An 18,489-nucleotide genomic window follows, 5' to 3' on the forward strand; every position below is an offset into this window, starting at 1 on the left:
CTCGAGAAAGCGGCCTTCGTTCAGCGCCCCAGCAGGACCCGACTCATGAACTCCTTCCTTCACGCACTCGATGTCCTCGTGTCACTGACACGCGCGATATCACGCCACGCCGCACGCCTGATGGGCCTGTTGCTGCTGGCCGTCGTGGTCTTCATCGGCGCCGAAATCCTGATGCGCCAACTGTTCAATCATCCGCTGCCCGGCGTGCACGAATATGCCGGGTATGTGCTGGCGATGCTCTCGGCGTGGGGCCTTTCCCACACCCTGATGGAGCGCGCCCACATCCGTATCGATGTCGTGCACGGCAAGCTGCCGGCCTTCTCGCGCCACACCCTGGATATCCTCGCGATGCTGGCGCTGAACCTGGTGGCCTGGGTGATTCTGATCAATGCCTGGCCGGTGCTCGGCAAGTCGTTGAGCAACGGCTCCACCGCCAACACCCCGCTGGCGACACCGCTGTGGATTCCGCAGCTGCTGTGGCTGTCCGGTTATGCCTGGTTCGCGATCACCACCAGCGTGCTGGGACTGCGCGTTCTCGTTGCCGCCTGTCTGCGTGATACCACCACGCTCGAGACACTGGCCGGCCCCGATCACGGAGAAAGCGAAGGGGCTCTGGCCCAGGCTGCCTCCACGACCAAGGAGACTCGCTGATGTTGGGCTTTCTTTCGGTGGGTATCCTCACCCTGCTGCTGGCCGGCATTCCCGTTGCGGTCACCCTCTTCCTGCTCGCCTTCGGGATCGACCAGTTCTATTCCTTCTTCCCGCTGACCAAGGCGCTGGGCCAGAACCTGTGGTCTGCCGCGGACTCCTTCCTGCTGATCGCGATTCCGTTGTTCGTGCTGATGGGCGAGATCATCGTGCGCGCCGGCATCGCCGAGAAGGCCTACCGCGCCATGGACCACTGGCTGTCGTGGCTGCCGGGCGGCCTGCTGCACGCCAACATCACCACCTCGGCACTGTTCTCGGCGACCTCCGGCTCCTCGGTAGCCACAGCGGCGACGGTCTCGACCGTGGCGCTCCCCCAGGGCAAGAAGCTCGGCTACGACCCCAAGCTGTTCTGCGGCAGCATCGCCGCGGGCGGCACCCTCGGCATCCTGATCCCGCCGTCGATCAACCTGATCGTCTATGGCTTCCTGACCGAGACCTCCATCCCGAAGCTGTTCATGGCCGGCCTGGTTCCGGGCCTCGGCCTGGCGGCGCTGTTCATGCTGGCCTCGCTGCTGCTGTGTGTCTGGAAGCCATCACTGGGCGGCCCGCGCAAGAGCGCGAGCTGGAGCACCCGCCTCAAGAGCCTGTCGTTCCTGCTGCCGCTGCTGGTGCTGTTCATCGTCATCGTCGGCTCCATCTATCTGGGCTGGGCGACGCCCACCGAAGCCGCCGCCATCGGCGTGCTGGCCTCACTGGGCCTCGCCGCCATCAACCGCTCGCTGAACCTGTCGATGATCAGCCGCGCGCTGGACGGCACCGTCAAGACCACCTCGATGATCCTGTTCATCATCATGGCGGCCTCCTTCCTCAACTTCGCGCTGGCCTCCTCCGGCATGGTCCAGCAGGTCACCGGCCTGCTCGAAGCCTATGACCTGGGTCCCTTCGCGCTGCTGATGGCGGTGATCGCGCTGTTCATCGTGCTCGGCTTCTTCATCGAGACCCTGTCGCTGATGGTCATCACCATTCCCATCGTCACCCCGCTGATCGTCGCGGCCGGTTACGACAAGGTGTGGTTCGGCATCGTGATGATCCTGTTCGTCGAGCTGGCGCTGATCACCCCGCCAGTCGGCTTGAATCTCTACATCGTGCAGGCCTCACGGCGTGGCGAAGCCTTCGCGGACGTCATCATCGGCACCCTGCCGTATCTGGGCGCGATGCTGGTGATGGCAGCGCTGCTGGTGGCCTTCCCGCAGATCGCGCTGTGGCTGCCTTCGGCGCTGTAAAGCCGCTTTTGTGTGGCACCTGCTGGCACGCCGGCAGGTGTCATTGGCGCCACACCGTTCATTCAAGAATTTTTCCATGCTGACCTTTACCCATGACAACGGCGAATTCACCCTTGATATCCAGCGCGTCGCGATTGCCGGCTGGGCCGGACGCGACCAGGCGGGCGTGCAGCACCATATCGACGAGCTCAAGCTGCTGGGTGTGGCACCGCCCTCCCAGACTCCGCTGTTCTACCGCGTGAGCCGCGAGACCCTGACCCAGGCCTCTCAGGTCGCGATGCTCGGCGGCGAGGGCTCCGGTGAGGTCGAGACCTGTCTGGTCAGCGACGCCGAGGGCACCCTTTGGGTGACGATTGCCTCGGATCACACCGACCGCAAGCTCGAAGCCGTCGGCGTCGCCGAATCCAAGCAGCTGTGCGCCAAGCCGATTGCCCGCCATGCCTGGAAGCTCAGTGAGGTCATCGACCACTGGGACAGCCTCGAGATCGAAAGCGAGATCGAGGACGCCGGCAAGACCGTGCGCTACCAGCAGGGCACCCTCGCCGAGCTGCTGCCGGTCGCCACCCTGATGGAGCGCCTGCCCGCCGCCATCGCCAAGGATAGCCGCCTGGCCCCAAACAGCGTGCTGCTGTGCGGTACCGTGCCGGCGATCGGTGGCATCCGCCCCAGCCCGAGCTTTACCATGCGCCTGATCGACCCGCAGACGGGTCGTCGCATCGAGCACCGTTACGAGGTGGGAGGTGGGCATGAGGTGAGCTGAGACGCGTGAATTCTGGGCGCGCTCGCCCCGCCAGCGTACGTTGACGCAGCTGCTGGCCGCCTATCAGGCAGGCAGTTTCGGTCCCGAGCAGACTGCCACGGTGCTTGCCGAGCGCCATCAGGCCCTGGGCGAGACCGCCAGCCACAGCATCATCAGCCGCGATGATGCTGGCATGAGCGCGCAGGCAGCGGCCCAGCAGCAACTCAAGGCAGCTGCGACGTCGTTGCCGCTGGGAGGGGTCCCTGTCTCGATCAAGGATCTCTTCGATGAGGCCGGCATGACGACTCTGGCAGGCTCTCGCGCACTGGCAGAGAGTCACCCAGCCGACCAGGACGCTCCGGCGCTGAGCCGCCTGAAAGCCGCCGGCATCCTGCATGCCGGCCGCACCAGCATGAGCGAGTTCGCGTTTTCTGGCCTGGGCCTCAACCCGCACGTCGGCACGCCGCCCAACCCCTTCGATGGCGAGCGCATCACCGGCGGTTCGACCTCCGGCGGGGCGGCCTCCGTCGCCTTCGGGCTGGCTGCGGCGACCCTGGGCAGCGATACCGGCGGCTCGCTGCGGATTCCGGCGGCCTTCTGTGGGCTGACGGGCTTCAAGCCGTCACAGGCCAGCGTGCCGGGAGATGGCGCCTTCCCGCTGTCACCGAGCCTGGACTGCATCGGCCCCATCGCGCCCAGCGTTGCCTGCTGTCGCACGCTGTGGGAAGTCCTGAGCGGTGAGGTCGCTGACCCGACACCCCTTACCCGCCCGCTGACGCTGCTGGTGCCGGAGAGCGAGCTGGTCAGTGAAGTGGACGCCGATGTAGCCGCCGACTTCGCCGCCCTGCTGGAACGACTCGAGGGGCTGGGTGTTCGCCTCCAGCGTGCGCCGGTCGAGGCCATCGAGGCCGCTTACGCCATCAATCAGCGCGGCGGCCTGGTCATTCCGGAAGCGGCCGCCGTGCATCACGAACTGCTGGCTGCCCATGAAGATCAGTATGATCCGCTGATCGCCGAACGCCTGAATGGCGGGCGTGACATCACGGCCAGCGAGTATCTGGCACGCCTGTGGCCGCGCACCGCCATCCAGCAACGCTTCGCTCAGCAGGTGCAGGATGTCGATGCGGTGCTGATGCCGACCGTGGCCATGCGCGCCCCGCGTCGTGACCTGCTGGAGCAGGATGGCGCGCTGTTTGCCCAGCTCAACAAGCGTGCGCTGCGCAACACCAGCGTCTTCAACTATCTGGATGCCAGCTCGATCTCGATTCCCGCGCCGGCACCACAGAACGAGGAACCGCTGGGCCTGATGCTGTCACGCCCTCAGGGTCAGGATGTGGCGCTGCTGCGCGTCGCCCAGGCGCTGGAGACACTGCTGGCCCGATGATGCTGTCCCGGCTGACTGCAAGGCGTGCGACCGGTTGCCCGGCCGCACGCCTTTCACGTCACCGCCTCAGCAGTGGGTTCGATCAGAAGCCTTCAAGCACGATCTTGCCCCTGGCCTTGCCGCTTTCCAGCAAGGCATGTGCGCGCTTGAGATTTTCGGCATTGATGGTGCCGAAGGTCTCCGTTGCCGTGGAGGTGATCTTGCCAGTGTCCAGCAGACCCGCCACCTTGGTGAGGATCTCGCCCTGACGCGCGATATCAGCGGTGGTGAACAGTGAGCGAGTGAACATCAGCTCCCAGTGGATGGACACGGCCTTGCCCTTGAACGGCACCACATCGAGGGTCTGCGGATCATCGATCATGCCGAAACGCCCCTGCGGCGCGATCAACTCAGCCACTTGCGGTGCGTAGTGCTCGGAGAAATTGGTCGAGAACACGAAGGCCGGTGCACCGATGCCCAATGCCTCGATCTGCGCCGGCAACGGCTGGCTGTGGTCGATGACGTGATGCGCGCCCAGCGACGTGACCCACGCTTGGGTTTCTGGACGTGACGCGGTGGCAATGATGGTCAGATCCGTCAGTGCGCGCAGCAGCTGGATGGTGATGGAGCCCACGCCACCGGCCCCGCCGATGATCAGGATGGCACGTGCAGCGCCGGGTACCGGCTCGGTGACACGCAGGCGATCGAAGAGCATCTCGAAGCCGGTCAGCGTGGTCAGCGGCAGCGCAGCCGCCTCATGGACCTCAACGGACCTGGGCGCATGACCGACGATGCGCTCATCCACCAGATGGAATTCGCTGTTGGTGCCGGCGCGGGTGATATCGCCGGCATACCAGACCTTGTCACCTGCGGCGAAGGAAGTGACCTTGTCACCGACGGCGACGACTTCCCCTACGGCGTCCCAGCCGATGACGGCAGCTTCGCCTGCGGCCGGCTCGCGGCTCTCGCGGATCTTGTAGTCCACCGGGTTGACCGAGACAGCGGCAACCTTGACCAGCAGGTCGTGACCGGTCGCGACCGGTGTGTCCAATTCGATATCGACCAGGGCATCATCACGATCGATGGAACCGGCAGCGAAGTAACCAATGGCTTTCATCAAAGTCTCTCCTGAAGATCATGTCAGTCACGGCAGCGCTGAATGGCTTTGCCATGAAGCGATGACACCATGCTAACTCCATGGGCTGAGCGTAAAAACGACCCATATCCGCAAAGTTAATCCGGATAAAGCGGATAATGAGCAGCGAGTTTGCGGGTTGCCTCCAGGGAGACGCCAGCGGGTCGTCGGCTACAGAGGCGAGAGGCGGTCAGTTGGCGGGTGTCAGCTTGAGCAGGTAGTAAGGCTTGTCGCTGCCATCGACACCCTGATTGAGCGCCGGGTGAGCATTCAGCTGATTGGTGGTGAGGTAGAGGCTGCCATCGGGCGCGAAGGCGAAGCCATCCGGCCAGCGCAGACGCTCGTCATCCTGGGCGATCACCGACATGCCCTCCGGCGATGAGAAGGTCAGTGCATTGTGCTCCGCGTCACCGGCGATGATGCCGCCGCGCTTGGCATCGAAGATGAAGCCATCATTGGGGCGCTTGGCGGCGTAAGGCGTGATGGCGCGAGCCAGTTCCGCCTGCGTGGCAGTGTCATCGGCCAGCTCAGCCGCTGGCAGGCGATAGATCTCACTGCCGTTCACGCCACCGAAATAGACGACGTCATCTTCCGGATCGAAGGCGATGGCGTTCAAGCCCAGGTACCAGGGCTTCGGCTCGCCACTCTGCTCTCCCTCGCCATCACCATCGCCCTTGGCCGCCATCAGACGCCCATTGATGACCATGTCATGCGCCACCGGCATCAGCCTTTCATCGCTCTGCAGCACACGGCGCGTCTTGCCACTGGCGATATCCACCACCACGAAGGCCGGTTTCATGTGGGAGGCGGGGGCAGTGAAGGTCATGTCCGCGATATAGATCTTGCCGCGCCTTTCATCGATGACGAAATCCTGCAGGAAGGAGATCGGCAGCACGCTGTCTCCCCCAAGCGGGATCACCTTCTTGAGCGAATCACTGCGGGTATCCCAGCCCACCAGCTTGGGCGCACTGTCCTGACTGCCCATGTCGAGCATCCATACCACGCCCTGACGGTCGGAATGTACGCCGATGATTGACGCGATGCCGACCTCGCCTTCTGCCGGGCCATCGGCCCAATCCAGGGTCGGGAATGGCACACGCTTGCCGTCCTGGGTGATCTCGACCACGCGCAGTGCCGGAGCATCGAGTGGCTGCTGGGACATGATCAGGCGGCCTTCCGGCGTGAAGGTGATGTTGCCGGGGCGGGTGTCCGAATACTCGGCAAAGGTACTGAGGGTCGCGTGGCTCCAGGCACTGGCTGCGGCGCTCTGGTGGTTGTCGGCGGAGGCTTCAGCCGTTGTGGCATCAGCCTGCACGGCAGAGGCAGCGCTGACGCCCAGCGAGGCGATGAAGATGGCAGTCTTGAGGCGAGAAAAACGCATGGGGACTCCTAGCCCGCCGGTTGGCGCTGTGCGCCGGGCCGGCAGGATCGATGAAGATGAGGTAGAGAGACTGGACGATGACGTGGTCATCGCCCGGGGGTTGTAGAGATTCAGGCGTGACGAATCAGGGACGAATCAGGCGAATCAGGCACGGCGACGCAGTTCATCTTCCAGTTCACTGAGACGCGGATTGCCGATGTAGAGCTGGGAGAGATCCTTGAGCGCCGCGGCGCCGATGAGCTGGCGAGCCCACACCTCAGGCGAAAGCCGTCATCTCTTGCAAGGTGAACTCAGTGACCGCGCCTTCTGTCGCTGCCACGTACTCTTCCAGATGCGGTGCCTGCATGTGCTGCTGCCACAGCTCACGCGAGACCCAGTTCTCGTGAAAGGTGAAATGTGCCGGATTCTCGTTGTTCTGATGCAGGGTGTAAGTGAGACAGCCTTCTTCAGCGCGGGTGATCGGCACCAGCTTGAGAAGCGCCGCCTTGACCTTCTCGATCTGGTCCGGCTTGGCGTGGATATTGGCGATGATGGTCAACTGGGACATGGAAGGAACTCCGTGATGTGTCAGGAAGGCTTGAGTTGCTCAAGCGATGTGATCATCCTAGTCACAAGCCTTGTCCGTATAAACATCACCTTTTCGCAAAGATAATTCGGAAAAACCGCACAATGCTACTGGACAACATCGCGCTGTTTCTGACCATCGTCGAGAAAGGCAGCCTGACCGCCGCGGGGCGCGAGACGGGACTGTCGCCGACGACGGTATCGGAGCGTCTGGCTTCACTTGAGGCGCACTACGGGGTGGTGCTGCTCAACCGCACCACACGTGCCATCAGCCTGACCGAAGAGGGCCGCACGCTGAGGGAAGAAGCCCGTGGTCTGCTCGACAGTGTCTCGGAGCTTGAGACCCGCATCCGCCTGGGCGCCCAGACACTCACCGGTCGAATTCGCATCAGCGCACCGAGCGATCTGGGTCGCAACGCCCTGTCACGCGCCATCACCGAATTTCAGCGTCAGCACCCCACCATCGAGATAGAGCTGCTGCTGTCGGACAGTTACATCGATATCGTCAGTCAGGGGATCGATCTTGCGCTGCGTTTCGGCACCATCATGGACAGCACGCTGCGCGTGCGTCATCTGGGCCAGAAACGCCGCCTGCTGTGTGCCTCTCCCGCCTATCTGGCGCAGCACCCCGCACCGCTGACGCCGGCCGATCTCAAGCAACACAACTGTCTGGTGATGCGCTTTGGCAAGAGCCTCGACAATGAATGGCACTTCGGCAACCACAAGGTGCCACAGATCGTCACCGTCAGCGGCAATCGCATCGCCAATGATGGGGAGCTGGTGCGTCAATGGTGTCTGGAAGGGTTTGGTATCGCCCTGAAATCGGAAGTCGACGTGGCGGATGACTTGCGCGAGGGTCGCCTCGTGGAGCTGCTGCCGGAGCACGCTGCTCCGCCCTCACCGCTTCAGCTACTGTTCCCGCCCGCCCGCGCTCAACCACGCCGCGTGCAGGCCTTCGCCCAGCATCTGGTCGAGACCTTACTGGGACTTGGCAGCGTGGCCATCATCAGCCGGGTTGCCGGCCATCGCTACGCTGGAACCGGCCATGCTGGCCACCATCAGTGCCGCGATCGTCAATGTGCGCATCGTGTCTACCTCATTGTCTTGCAGGAATACCGGCTCAAGAGGTCACACCTCAAGGCATACAATGAGTGCACACTAACGTGTTGATATTGCAGCCAGCAATTGCCCAACCGGGATATGACGATTCCTTTCACGTTGCTCGCAGGCTGTAGCCAACTCGAGACGAGCGTGTCTCATCAGGCACCTGTCCCACCCTCGCCCGCCTCATGGCTTTACCCTGCTCCGCGATCCCCCAAAGCGGTAAAAATTCATCAGTGAATCATTGTCTTCATTTCATGGACACTAACACCGGTCGACGCGTCGATCAGGCTTGACCCAGCGCCAGAAAAACATTGTTATTTACTTGAGAAGAAAATTAAGTCACTGACAGGAAATAACCGAATCGAAACCACGTCAGTGAATGAGATTCTTCATATCACAATAACAATGCCTTTCTGCCGACATCGGAGCCCAGAATGCCTCACGCGACCTGCACCTCAGACGATCACTTCATCCTCACCATCAGCTGCCCGGCGACGTCCGGCATCGTGGCGGCCATCACCACCTTCCTGACCACTCACGAGTGCTACATCAGTGAGCTGGCGCAGTACGATGATGAGGACAAGGGGCAGTTCTTCCTGCGCGCACGCTTCCGTTTCAACACGGGCATCGAAGGCGATATCGAGCGTATGCGTCAGGCCTTTGAAGATGTGGCGGCGCCCTTCGAGATGCAGTGGCAGATCCACGGTGGCAAGGACAAGATGCCGGTGCTGATCATGGTCTCCAAGTTCGACCATTGCCTGGATGATCTGCTCTACCACTATCGCAAGGGTGAGCTGGACATGCAGATCACCGCGGTCGTCTCCAACCACCTGGACCTGCGCCCGATGGTCGAGCGCGAAGGCATCCGCTTCGTCTACCTGCCGATCACCAAGGACACCAAGGCGCGCCAGGAAGCGGCCTTGATGGACATCGTCGAGGAAACCGGCACTCAGCTGGTGGTACTGGCGCGCTACATGCAGATTCTCTCCGATGAGCTGTGCCAGAAGCTGGCCGGGCGCGCCATCAACATCCACCACTCCTTCCTGCCGGGCTTCAAGGGCGCCAAGCCCTACCACCAGGCACACGCCCGCGGGGTCAAGCTGATCGGTGCCACCGCCCACTACGTCACGGCAGACCTCGACGAAGGGCCGATCATCGATCAGGCCGTACAGCGGGTCGAGCACAACTTCGCCCCGGATGACCTGGTCGCCGCCGGCCGCAATACCGAGACCCAGGCGCTGACCAATGCCGTGCGCTATCACATCGAACACCGCGTCTTCCTCGCCAATGATCGCACCGTGATTTTCAAGTAAGGCGTCAAATAAGTCTTCAAACAAGGCGTCAAATAAGTCTTCAAGCAAGGCGTCACAAAAGCCTTCAAGACAGACCACGCGTGAATCATCGGCCGTCACCCAAGGGAGGAAGCGCAGTCATGAATACCCAAGCGACACCCACCGCGATCGCGGACGAGACACTCGCACAGCCCACCGCCGCCGTGATCGATGGCAAGGCCGCCTCGGCGCGACTGCTGGAGGAAGTCACGGCAGAGGTTGCAAGCCTCGCGCAGCAAGGCGTGATACCGGGGCTTGCCGTCGTGCTGGTCGGCGAAGACCCGGCAAGTCAGGTGTATGTGCGCAACAAGCTCAAGCGTACCGTCGAGTGTGGCATGCAGTCCTTCGAGCACATCCTGCCCAGCGAGACCCGCGAGGCCGAGCTGCTGGCGCTGGTAGCGAAGCTCAATGCCGACGCTGATGTGCACGGCATTCTCGTCCAGCTGCCGCTGCCGTCGCATATCCAGGAAGACGCGGTGCTGGAGGCCATCGACCCTGCCAAGGACGTCGACGGCTTCCATCGCATGAACGTCGGCGCACTGGTGCAGGGGGCCGATGCCCTGGCGCCCTGCACCCCCATCGGCTGCATGCGCCTGCTGCGTGACACCTTTGCCGAGCGCGGTGGTGATCTTTCTGGCCTGCATGCGGTGATCATCGGACGCTCCAACATCGTCGGCAAGCCGATGGCCAGCCTGCTGCTGGCCGCCAACTGCAGCGTCACCCAGCTGCACTCACGCAGCCAGAATCCCGCCGAACTCTGCCGCCAGGCCGATATCGTGGTGGCCGCGGTCGGGCGCCCGAACATGATCGGCGCCGACTGGATCAAGCCCGGCGCCGTGGTCATCGATGTGGGCATCAATCGCATCGCGCAGTCCGCCGAGCAAAGCCCCACCGGCAAGGCGCGCACGCGACTGGTCGGGGATGTGGACTTCGCTGCGGTCAGCAAGATCGCGGGTGCCATCACGCCTGTCCCGGGGGGCGTCGGCCCGATGACCATCGCCTGCCTGCTTGCCAACACCCTGACTGCCGCGCGTCGCCAGTCGGCCTGAACCACTAGAGGTACGCCTGCGCGTACCGGGAGTGAATGATGCCCTTTTCTCTGCTCAAGTACGGCCTGTCCTCCGAGTATCCGGCCGAAGTCGACCTCCCACCGCCCACGGAGCTGAAGTCCCGCTACGACGTGGTCATCATCGGCGGCGGCGGACACGGCCTGGCCACCGCCTACTATCTGGCCAAGTATCACGGCATCACCAATATCGCCGTGCTGGAAAAGGCCTACCTGGGCAGCGGCAACACCGCGCGCAACACCGCGGTGATTCGCTCCAACTATCTGACCCCGGAAGGCGTGCGCTTCTACAGCGAATCGGTGCGCATGTTCCAGGGACTGTCCAACGAGTTCGACTACAACATCATGTACTCGGAACGCGGCCAACTGACCCTAGCGCATACCGACTCCACCGTGCGGGCCTTCCGCCAGCGCGCCGAGGTCAACACCCACTTCGGTGGGCGCACCGAGATGCTGGATCGCCAGCAGATCCGCGAGCTGGTACCGAGCCTGAACCTGGACCCCGGCCACCTGCCCGTCATGGCGGGCCTGTGGCATATCGATGGTGCCACTGCGCGGCACGATGCCGTCGCCTGGGGATACGCCAAGGAGGCCGCCAAGCGCGGTGTCGAGATCCACCAGCTCACCGAGGTGCAGGACCTCGTGGTCGAAGGCGGCAAGATCCGCGCGGTGAAGACCAATCGCGGCACCGTGCAATGTGGCTGCGTGGTGCAGGCGGTGGCCGGGCACAGCTCAGTGCTCGCCAGTAAGGCCGGCTTCACCATGCCCATCATCAGCTACCCGCTGCAGGCGATGGTCACCCAACCGTTCAAGCCGTTTCTCGATCCGCTGGTCAGCTCCTCGGCCCTGCACTGCTACGTGCAGCAGACCAGCCGTGGCGAGGTGGTGTTCGGCGGTGGCTCCGACCCCTACCCGCTCTACAACACCCGCTCGACGCTGGACCTCAAGGAGAGCCTGATCGCCGCGGCGCTGGAGATGTTCCCCTTCCTGTCCCAGGCCCGCCTGATGCGCCAATGGGCAGGCACAACCGACATGACCCCGGACTACAGCCCGATCATGGGCGAGAGCCCCGTCGAGAATTATTACCTGGACGCCGGCTGGGGCACCTGGGGCTTCAAGGCGACGCCGATCTGCGGCAAGACCATGGCCGAACTGGTCGCCTCCGGCGGCAAGACCCCGGACCTGATCGCCCCCTTCGCGCTGGAACGCTTCGCGCGCTTCCGTCAGGTCAACGAGATGGGCGCGACTGCCGCCAGCCACTGATGCCTCGCGAGCTCGCGACGGCTCGACCTACAAGGCTCGATGACTGCCCGGGAATGCGCACCCCACGCTGGATGTACAAGAACAACGGTCAAGGATTTCCGCGATGAAGATCATGCCCTGCCCACTCAATGGGCCCCGAAATATCAGCGAATTCGTGTATGGCGGCGAGCTTGCCGACATGCCAGACCCCGATACCTGCAGTGATCGCGAGTGGGCCGACTACGTCTTCTTCAGCGACAACACCGCCGGTGTCGTCACCGAATGGTGGATGCACGCCGCCTCCAGCTACTGGTTTCTCGCCGAGCGTCACACCGTGACCGACGAGATCCTGCGCACCTTCGATCCCTCCGAGCGCTTCACCCAGCGCGTGGAGTTTCCACTGCACACCACGGATAGCTCGGGAGAACGCGCATGAACGCCAGAGTCCCCATGACCCGAGGCGCACGTCTGCCGGCCCCGCTGGGCCGACTGATCGACCGTGACACGCCGGTGACCTTCAGCTTCGATGGTGTGAGCTACCAGGGCTTTGCCGGCGACACCATCGCCAGCGCCCTGGCCGCCAATGGCCGCTGGCTGCTGTCGCGCTCCTTCAAGTATCACCGCCCGCGCGGCGCCCTGACCTTTGCCGGCCAGGATGCCAACACCCTGGTGCAATTGCCAGATGAGCCCAACGTGCTGGGCGATGAGCGCCAGATCAGCAGCGGCTTGCAGGTCACTGCTCAGAACGTGAATGGCAGCCTGGACAATGACCGCGACATGCGTCTGGGCAAGTTCTCGAAGTTCATGCCGGTCGGCTTCTATTACCGCGCCTTCTACAAGCCCAAGGGCGTCTGGAAGTACTGGGAACCGTTGATTCGCCGCAAGGCCGGTCTGGGCACGCTGAATCTGGACGTGCGCGGCGACTACCACGACAAGGCCTATCTGTTTCATGACGTGGTGGTGGTCGGCGCAGGCCCGGCTGGCATGGCCGCGGCGCTGGCAGCCGCTGACGGTGGCGCCAGCGTGCTGCTGGTCGAACAGGGCCGTCTGCTCGGCGGCGCCTTGACCTATGCGCGCTTCGACGCCGAAGGCCTTGAGGCCAACCAGACACTGCAGACGCTGAGCGCGGCCGTCACGGCGCATCCGCGCATCGACGTGATGACCGAGGCGACCTGCAATGCCTGGTTTACTGACAACTATCTGCCAGTGATTCGCGGCAAGCGCCTCTACAAGGTGCGCGCCAAGGAATGCATTCTCGCCAGCGGCGCCTTCGATCAACCGGTGGTATTTCGCAACAACGACCTGCCGGGCATCATGCTCGCCAGCGCTGCCCAGCGCCTGATGCAGCACTACGGTGTGCGTCCGGGCAAGCAGGGCGTGGTGATCACCGGCAGCGATGATGGCTATCTGGCAGCACTCGACCTGATGGAGCACGGCGTCAACATCGTCGCCCTGCTCGACATGCGCGTCCAGCCCGATGAGGCAAGCCTTGCCGATGCGGTGCGCCACTGCGGCATCGCCCTGAAGCTCGAGCACGCCATCTTCGAGGCGCAGGCGGAGAAGTCGCTGCATCACGTCACGGGCGTCGAGGTACGCAAGATCATCGCGCGCGGCGAACTGGCCACCGAGGGAGAGGTGATCCCCTGTGATCTGGTCTGCATGACGGCGGGCTACATGCCGGTCTACCAGCTGGCCTGTCAGGCGGGCGCCAAGCTCTCCTATCTGGATGACGATGCGCGTTTCAGCCTCAGCGGCCTGCCGAAACATTTGCACATGGCAGGCTCCGCCAATGGCCTCTATCACCTCAAGGACGTGATCGCCGATGGTCAGCGTGCCGCGAGCGCCGCCCTGAACGGGCTTGCCGCGGCAGGCAAGGTCGTGGATGCCACGCTTGAGGCGAATGAGCCTGCGGCCGTCACGCCGTCACGCCCCTTCCGTCAGCATGGCTGGCCGCTGTTCGCGCACCCCAAGGGCAAGGAGTTCGTCGATCTGGATGAAGACCTGCAGATTCGCGACATCCTCAATGCCACCCGCCATGGCTATCGCGACATCCAGCTGGTCAAGCGCTTCTCGACACTGGGCATGGGTCCGTCCCAGGGCCGTCACTCGGCACTGCCGGCCGCGCGTCTGGTCGCCGAAGCCACACAGCGCAGCGTCAGCGAGACCGGCGTGACCACCGCGCGCCCGCCCTTCGTGGCCGAACCGCTGCCGCTGCTGGCCGGTCGCAGCTTCGACCCCTACCGCCAGACACCGATGCATCAGCGCCATCTAGCTCTCGGTGCCAACATGATGCCGGCCGGCCACTGGGCGCGCCCGGCCTTCTATGGCCGCCCGGAGCAGCGCAATGACGCCATGCAGACCGAGGCGCTGGCCGTGCGCAACGGCGTGGGCCTGATCGATGTCTCGACCCTCGGTGGCATCGAGCTGCGCGGGCCGGATGCCGCCGAGCTGCTCAACCGCCTCTACACCTTCGCCTTCCTCAAGCAGCCGGTGGGTCGCACACGTTACGCCACCATGGCCAACGAGCAAGGCGTGATCATCGACGATGGCGTCTCGTGCCGCCTCGGTGAGGAACACTTCTATGTCACCGCCACCACCAGCGGCGTGGACCGTGTCTACCAGCAGATGCTGAAGTGGAATGCCCAGTGGCGACTCGATGTCGATATCACCAACGTCACCGCCGCTTACTGCGCCGTCAATCTGGCCGGGCCCAAGGCCCGCGAGGTGCTGAGCAAGGTGTGTCGCGACATCGACCTGAGCCCCCAGGCCTTCCCCTATCTGGAGCTGCGCACCGGCCATCTCGAGACCGAATTGCTGGGCACGCAGGGCAGGATTCCCGCCCGCCTGCTGCGGGTCGGCTTCGTCGGTGAACTGGGCTACGAGATCCACGTGCCGAGCCGTTTCGGCGAAGCGCTGTGGGACCTGCTGATGCTGGCAGGCGAGCAGGCCGACATCCGCCCCTTCGGCGTCGAGGCCCAGCGTCTGCTGCGTCTCGAGAAAGGTCACATCATCATCGGTCAGGATACCGATGGCATGAGCCATCCCGGCGAGATCGGCCTTGAGTGGGCAGTCAGCCACAAGAAGCCCTTCTGTGTCGGCCGTCGTGCGATCGAGATTCTTGCCGCCCAGCCCCAGACCCGCAAGCTGGTCGGCTTCATGCTGCCCAAGGACAGCCCGCAACCGCTGGAAGGTCAGCTGGTGCTCAGCGGCGGGGAACAGAGCGCCGACGCCGCCAAGCCCGGTGGCGATATCACCGGCAACGTGACCTCGTGTGAATACAGCGCGACGCTGGGTGCCATCATCGGCCTGGCCTACGCCGGAATCGACAGCAGTACGCCCGGCAGCAAGATCACCATCCGCACCCAGGGCGACGTACTGGTCCAGGCCGAGGTCGTGGCACTGCCCTTCTTTGATCCCAAGTCTGCCCGCCAGGAGCTGTGAAATGACGACATCAATGACGGACCACCTGGATGGCGCCACGGCGTTGGCGCGCTGTGCATTGCCGGCAAGCCTCACTGGCGCGTCGACAACCGACGCATCAAGTGACATGGCGACGGCCATCAGCCACTGCGCGCTCGCCGACATGAGCGCCTTGGGACGCGCAGGTCTTCGCGGCCGCGAGGCCGCCGACTGGCTGGGCGCGCTGGGCTTCACGGTGCCGGATACGCCCAATACGGCAAGGCTCCAGACGGATGGCAGCTGGCTGGTCAGGCTGTCAGTGGGTGAGTTTCTGCAACTGACGCCGACCATCACCCCCGATGCGGGCGTGGCCGAGCTGCCGCTCATCGCGCAGGCGGATGACGCACTGGCCCAGGGCAGGCGCGTGCATTCCCTGCCACGGCGGGATTCCCACGCCTGGTTCAGCCTGAGTGGCACCAGCGTACCGACGCTGATGGCCAAGCTGTGCGGGGTGGACCTGCGCAGTGAGGCCTTCCCGCCCGGGAGCGTCGCGCAGACGTCAGTGGCACGCACCAACGCGATCATCGTCAACGTGGGAAGCCATCAGTGCCCCTGCTTCCACCTGCTGTTCGACATCGCCTCCAGCCACTATCAGTGGGGCGTCATGCTCGATGCCATGCGCGAATACTCGGGGCAGACCGTGACAGCCGCTGCCCTACTGGCCCATCATCACGGCTAGCGATTGCGACGCAACCTTGGCATCCGCTCGCGCATGCCTCTCACGTTGTCACCCGCTCCCCGTCGTCGTCTGAGTTCCAGGCAGCGACGGGGAGACTGCGTTTCACCTACGGCTCGCCATACGCAGCAAAAGGAACCAGGTATGCCCGATTCCCACGCCTCGCTCCCTTCCGGGCAGGATGTCGTGACCGATGACCCATCGCTCTCGACCGCGCCTGCTCGCGAGAATGATTACACCGTGCCGGCACTGTTTCGCGGGCTGAGAATCCTCGAGATGTTCAGCAGCAGGCGCAAGGTGCTGACCACCAATGACTTCGCCGAGGAACTGGGCACCACCAATTCGGCCATCTATCGTATCGTCATCACCCTCACCGACATGGGCTATCTCAAGAAGATCGCTCGCAACACCTATGAACTGGGGCCACAGGTCATCTCGCTGGGCTTCAGCTATCTGGCCAGTCGTGACCTGGTCGAGGTAGTGGCACCCCACCTGGACACCCTGCGCGACCAGACCACCATGTCGTGCCACCTGAGCGTTCGTGAGGGCACGGATGCCATCTATCTCTACCGCGCCTTCGCCGCACAGCGCATGTCGGTCAACATCCCCATCGGTTCCCGTCTGCCGTGTCATGTCAGCGCCATGGGGCGCATCCTGCTCACGGTGCTGGGCGAGGATGAACTGCAGCAGCTCTACCGCCAGATCCGCCTGGATGACTACCCACCGCCGGCGCCCCAGAACCTGCCGGCATTGAAGGATGCCATCGAGGAGGCTCGCCGCCAGGGATGGGTGGAAAGTCGTTCCGACTACGCCACCGCCATCGCCACGGGACTGTACGACCACACCGGCCATCTGGTGGGCGCCATCAATATCTCGGGCCCCGATGCGATGATGGCCGACGAGCGCCGGCGTCTGCTGTTGCGCGGCGCGCTGATGGACTGCGCCCGCCATATCAATCATGAGCTGGGTGGCCTGCACCGCCGCTGACCCCTTGCCCACCCTTTCCCCTTCCGCTCCCCCTGGAACACGAGAAGGCCCGCCAATTGGCGGGCCTTCTCGTATCACACGCTGACAGGACTCACCTCACTCGGGGGACTCACCTCACTCGGGGAATCCAGCACTTGGGGGGCAGACTCAACGCGCCGCCCCCTTGAGCACCGCAGCCGGAACTGCAGCGCTCGCCTTGCCGGCATGCCCGGACGCAGTGCTTTCTCCCTGTGACGGGGAGGACATGTTCACGAATTCCGGGTAGGCCCCCATGCCACATTCGTGCATGTCCATGCCTTCCAGTTCCTCTTCCTCGCTGACACGCAGGCCACCACAGACCTTCTTGATCACCAGCAGCGCCACCAAGCTTGCGCCGAACATCCAGGCGAAGATGATCAGCGTGCCCAGGATCTGGGTACCGAACGCGGCGTCCGGATTGGAGAACAGCACTGCCATGATGCCCCACAGGCCGGCGGAGCCGTGTACGGAGATGGCACCGACCGGGTCATCGATCTTGAGACGGTCCAGTCCCACCACCGACAGCACCACGATGATGCCGCCTACCGCACCGACCAGCACCGCAAGGCCGGCAGACGGCAGCAACGGCTCGGCGGTGATCGAGACCAGACCGGCCAGCGCGCCATTCATCACCATCGTCATGTCAGTCTTGCCGAACATGGCGCGTGACAGCAGTGCCGCGGCCACCATGCCCGCAGAGGCCGCGGCATTGGTGTTGACGAAGATACGCGCCACGCTGTTGGCATCATCGAGACTGGCGATCTTGAGCATCGAGCCGCCATTGAAGCCGAACCAGCCCATCCACAGGATGAACATGCCCAGCATGGCGATCGGCAGATTGGCACCCGGAATGGCACGTACCTTGCCGTCCACGCCGTAGCGCCCCTTACGCGGACCGACCAGCAGCACCGCCGCCAATGCCGCCGCCGCGCCCGCCATGTGCACGACCACCGAGCCTGCGAAGTCCTGATAGCCCATCGCATCCAGGAAACCGCCGCCCCACTTCCAGTAGCCTTCCACCGGATAGATGACCGCGACCATCACCACCGCGAAGATCAGAAACGGCCACAGGCGCATGCGTTCCGCCACGGCCCCCGAGACGATGGACATGGTCGCGGCGGCAAACACCGCCTGGAAGATGAAGTCCGCCATGCTGGAGTAATAGGCCGCCCCTTCGCCAGCACTGATGTCGCTGAGGGTATTGTCAGCGCCGAGCATGAACGACAGCCCCGGAATCACGCTGCTGATGGCGTTGTCACCGGGATACATCACGTTGTAGCCCACCACCAGGAACACCAGACAGGCGATGCCATAGAGCAGCGCATTCTTGGTCAGGATCTCGACGGTATTCTTGGAGCGCACCAGCCCGGATTCCAGCATCGCGAAGCCGCAGGCCATGAACATGACCAGCGCGGTACACATCAGGAAGTAGAACGTATCCAGCGCGTAGCTGAGTTGCAGCACATCGATATTCACCAGCGTTTCCCCTTTGT

General features: G+C 63.7%; 16 protein-coding genes. 12 read left to right on the plus strand and 4 right to left on the minus strand.

The window, feature by feature from the left end; all coding sequences use genetic code 11:
- Positions 1-45 precede the first annotated feature (45 nt).
- The 4 genes from CU110_RS09210 (at position 46) to CU110_RS09225 (ending at position 4,054) form a co-directional block, all read left to right on the plus strand.
- The gene (locus CU110_RS09210) at positions 46-651 is read left to right on the plus strand and encodes a TRAP transporter small permease (RefSeq protein ID WP_054555982.1); all 606 of its coding nucleotides are present in this window, start codon (positions 46-48) and stop codon (positions 649-651) included.
- Positions 651-1,931, plus strand: a complete 1,281-nt coding sequence (locus CU110_RS09215) for a TRAP transporter large permease (RefSeq protein ID WP_077377031.1) — start codon at positions 651-653, stop codon at positions 1,929-1,931. Before CU110_RS09210 ends, CU110_RS09215 begins: the two co-directional genes overlap by 1 nt.
- Before the next feature lie 76 nt (positions 1,932-2,007).
- Positions 2,008-2,691 (plus strand): DUF2848 domain-containing protein, encoded by a 684-nt coding sequence (locus tag CU110_RS09220; protein WP_127735657.1) that lies wholly within the window; start codon positions 2,008-2,010, stop codon positions 2,689-2,691.
- Positions 2,692-2,731: 40 nt separating this feature from the next.
- The gene (locus CU110_RS09225) at positions 2,732-4,054 is read left to right on the plus strand and encodes an amidase (RefSeq protein WP_127735660.1); all 1,323 of its coding nucleotides are present in this window, start codon (positions 2,732-2,734) and stop codon (positions 4,052-4,054) included.
- A gap of 82 nt (positions 4,055-4,136) precedes the next feature.
- Here the strand turns inward: CU110_RS09225 and CU110_RS09230 are convergent, their stop codons facing one another.
- The 3 genes from CU110_RS09230 to CU110_RS09245 form a co-directional block, all read right to left on the minus strand.
- On the minus strand, positions 4,137-5,150 hold the full coding sequence (locus CU110_RS09230; protein WP_084208831.1) for a zinc-binding alcohol dehydrogenase family protein: 1,014 nt from the start codon (positions 5,148-5,150) through the stop codon (positions 4,137-4,139).
- 208 nt (positions 5,151-5,358) lie between these two features.
- Positions 5,359-6,549 (minus strand): L-dopachrome tautomerase-related protein, encoded by a 1,191-nt coding sequence (locus CU110_RS09235; RefSeq protein WP_084208832.1) that lies wholly within the window; start codon positions 6,547-6,549, stop codon positions 5,359-5,361.
- A gap of 256 nt (positions 6,550-6,805) precedes the next feature.
- Positions 6,806-7,096 (minus strand): putative quinol monooxygenase, encoded by a 291-nt coding sequence (locus CU110_RS09245; RefSeq protein WP_024952318.1) that lies wholly within the window; start codon positions 7,094-7,096, stop codon positions 6,806-6,808.
- A gap of 122 nt (positions 7,097-7,218) precedes the next feature.
- Between CU110_RS09245 and CU110_RS09250 the strand changes: the two genes are divergently transcribed.
- From CU110_RS09250 to CU110_RS09285, 8 genes are all read left to right on the plus strand, one after another.
- Complete coding sequence (locus CU110_RS09250) at positions 7,219-8,283, plus strand: LysR family transcriptional regulator (protein WP_127735667.1); 1,065 nt, start codon at positions 7,219-7,221, stop codon at positions 8,281-8,283.
- A gap of 368 nt (positions 8,284-8,651) precedes the next feature.
- Positions 8,652-9,530: a formyltetrahydrofolate deformylase gene (gene purU, locus CU110_RS09255; RefSeq protein WP_077377058.1), complete on the plus strand. Its 879-nt coding sequence runs from the start codon at positions 8,652-8,654 to the stop codon at positions 9,528-9,530.
- A gap of 119 nt (positions 9,531-9,649) precedes the next feature.
- Positions 9,650-10,597, plus strand: a complete 948-nt coding sequence (gene folD / locus CU110_RS09260; protein ID WP_084208836.1) for a bifunctional methylenetetrahydrofolate dehydrogenase/methenyltetrahydrofolate cyclohydrolase FolD — start codon at positions 9,650-9,652, stop codon at positions 10,595-10,597.
- A gap of 38 nt (positions 10,598-10,635) precedes the next feature.
- Positions 10,636-11,877: an FAD-dependent oxidoreductase gene (locus tag CU110_RS09265; RefSeq protein ID WP_084208837.1), complete on the plus strand. Its 1,242-nt coding sequence runs from the start codon at positions 10,636-10,638 to the stop codon at positions 11,875-11,877.
- 103 nt (positions 11,878-11,980) lie between these two features.
- Positions 11,981-12,292, plus strand: a complete 312-nt coding sequence (locus CU110_RS09270; protein ID WP_054555966.1) for a sarcosine oxidase subunit delta — start codon at positions 11,981-11,983, stop codon at positions 12,290-12,292.
- Positions 12,289-15,297 (plus strand): 2Fe-2S iron-sulfur cluster-binding protein, encoded by a 3,009-nt coding sequence (locus tag CU110_RS09275; RefSeq protein ID WP_240499540.1) that lies wholly within the window; start codon positions 12,289-12,291, stop codon positions 15,295-15,297. Before CU110_RS09270 ends, CU110_RS09275 begins: the two co-directional genes overlap by 4 nt.
- Before the next feature lies 1 nt (position 15,298).
- Positions 15,299-15,994 carry a sarcosine oxidase gene (locus tag CU110_RS09280; RefSeq protein ID WP_205632698.1) on the plus strand — a complete coding sequence of 232 codons (696 nt, stop codon included), beginning with the start codon at positions 15,299-15,301 and terminating at the stop codon, positions 15,992-15,994.
- A 141-nt stretch (positions 15,995-16,135) separates the two neighbouring features.
- A complete protein-coding gene (locus CU110_RS09285; RefSeq protein WP_084208839.1) occupies positions 16,136-16,978 on the plus strand; it encodes an IclR family transcriptional regulator in 843 nt (280 codons plus the stop codon).
- Positions 16,979-17,125: 147 nt separating this feature from the next.
- Here the strand turns inward: CU110_RS09285 and amt are convergent, their stop codons facing one another.
- Positions 17,126-18,472 carry an ammonium transporter gene (amt, locus tag CU110_RS09290; protein WP_205632699.1) on the minus strand — a complete coding sequence of 449 codons (1,347 nt, stop codon included), beginning with the start codon at positions 18,470-18,472 and terminating at the stop codon, positions 17,126-17,128.
- Positions 18,473-18,489 lie beyond the last annotated feature (17 nt).

This window comes from Cobetia sp. ICG0124 (assembly GCF_004006355.1).
Classification (GTDB): domain Bacteria; phylum Pseudomonadota; class Gammaproteobacteria; order Pseudomonadales; family Halomonadaceae; genus Cobetia; species Cobetia marina.

What these genes read in the sequence shown, in the direction of transcription:
- CU110_RS09285 (WP_084208839.1), top strand. Translation starts at nt 16,136, where the DNA reads ATGCCCGATTCCCACGCCTCGCTCCCTTCCGGGCAGGATGTCGTGACC.
- CU110_RS09215 (WP_077377031.1), top strand. Translation starts at nt 651, where the DNA reads ATGTTGGGCTTTCTTTCGGTGGGTATCCTCACCCTGCTGCTGGCCGGC.
- CU110_RS09280 (WP_205632698.1), top strand. Translation starts at nt 15,299, where the DNA reads ATGACGACATCAATGACGGACCACCTGGATGGCGCCACGGCGTTGGCG.
- CU110_RS09210 (WP_054555982.1), top strand. Translation starts at nt 46, where the DNA reads ATGAACTCCTTCCTTCACGCACTCGATGTCCTCGTGTCACTGACACGC.
- CU110_RS09245 (WP_024952318.1), bottom strand. Translation starts at nt 7,096, where the DNA reads ATGTCCCAGTTGACCATCATCGCCAATATCCACGCCAAGCCGGACCAG.
- purU (WP_077377058.1), top strand. Translation starts at nt 8,652, where the DNA reads ATGCCTCACGCGACCTGCACCTCAGACGATCACTTCATCCTCACCATC.
- CU110_RS09270 (WP_054555966.1), top strand. Translation starts at nt 11,981, where the DNA reads ATGAAGATCATGCCCTGCCCACTCAATGGGCCCCGAAATATCAGCGAA.
- CU110_RS09230 (WP_084208831.1), bottom strand. Translation starts at nt 5,150, where the DNA reads ATGAAAGCCATTGGTTACTTCGCTGCCGGTTCCATCGATCGTGATGAT.
- CU110_RS09235 (WP_084208832.1), bottom strand. Translation starts at nt 6,549, where the DNA reads ATGCGTTTTTCTCGCCTCAAGACTGCCATCTTCATCGCCTCGCTGGGC.
- CU110_RS09250 (WP_127735667.1), top strand. Translation starts at nt 7,219, where the DNA reads ATGCTACTGGACAACATCGCGCTGTTTCTGACCATCGTCGAGAAAGGC.
- folD (WP_084208836.1), top strand. Translation starts at nt 9,650, where the DNA reads ATGAATACCCAAGCGACACCCACCGCGATCGCGGACGAGACACTCGCA.
- CU110_RS09265 (WP_084208837.1), top strand. Translation starts at nt 10,636, where the DNA reads ATGCCCTTTTCTCTGCTCAAGTACGGCCTGTCCTCCGAGTATCCGGCC.
- CU110_RS09275 (WP_240499540.1), top strand. Translation starts at nt 12,289, where the DNA reads ATGAACGCCAGAGTCCCCATGACCCGAGGCGCACGTCTGCCGGCCCCG.
- CU110_RS09220 (WP_127735657.1), top strand. Translation starts at nt 2,008, where the DNA reads ATGCTGACCTTTACCCATGACAACGGCGAATTCACCCTTGATATCCAG.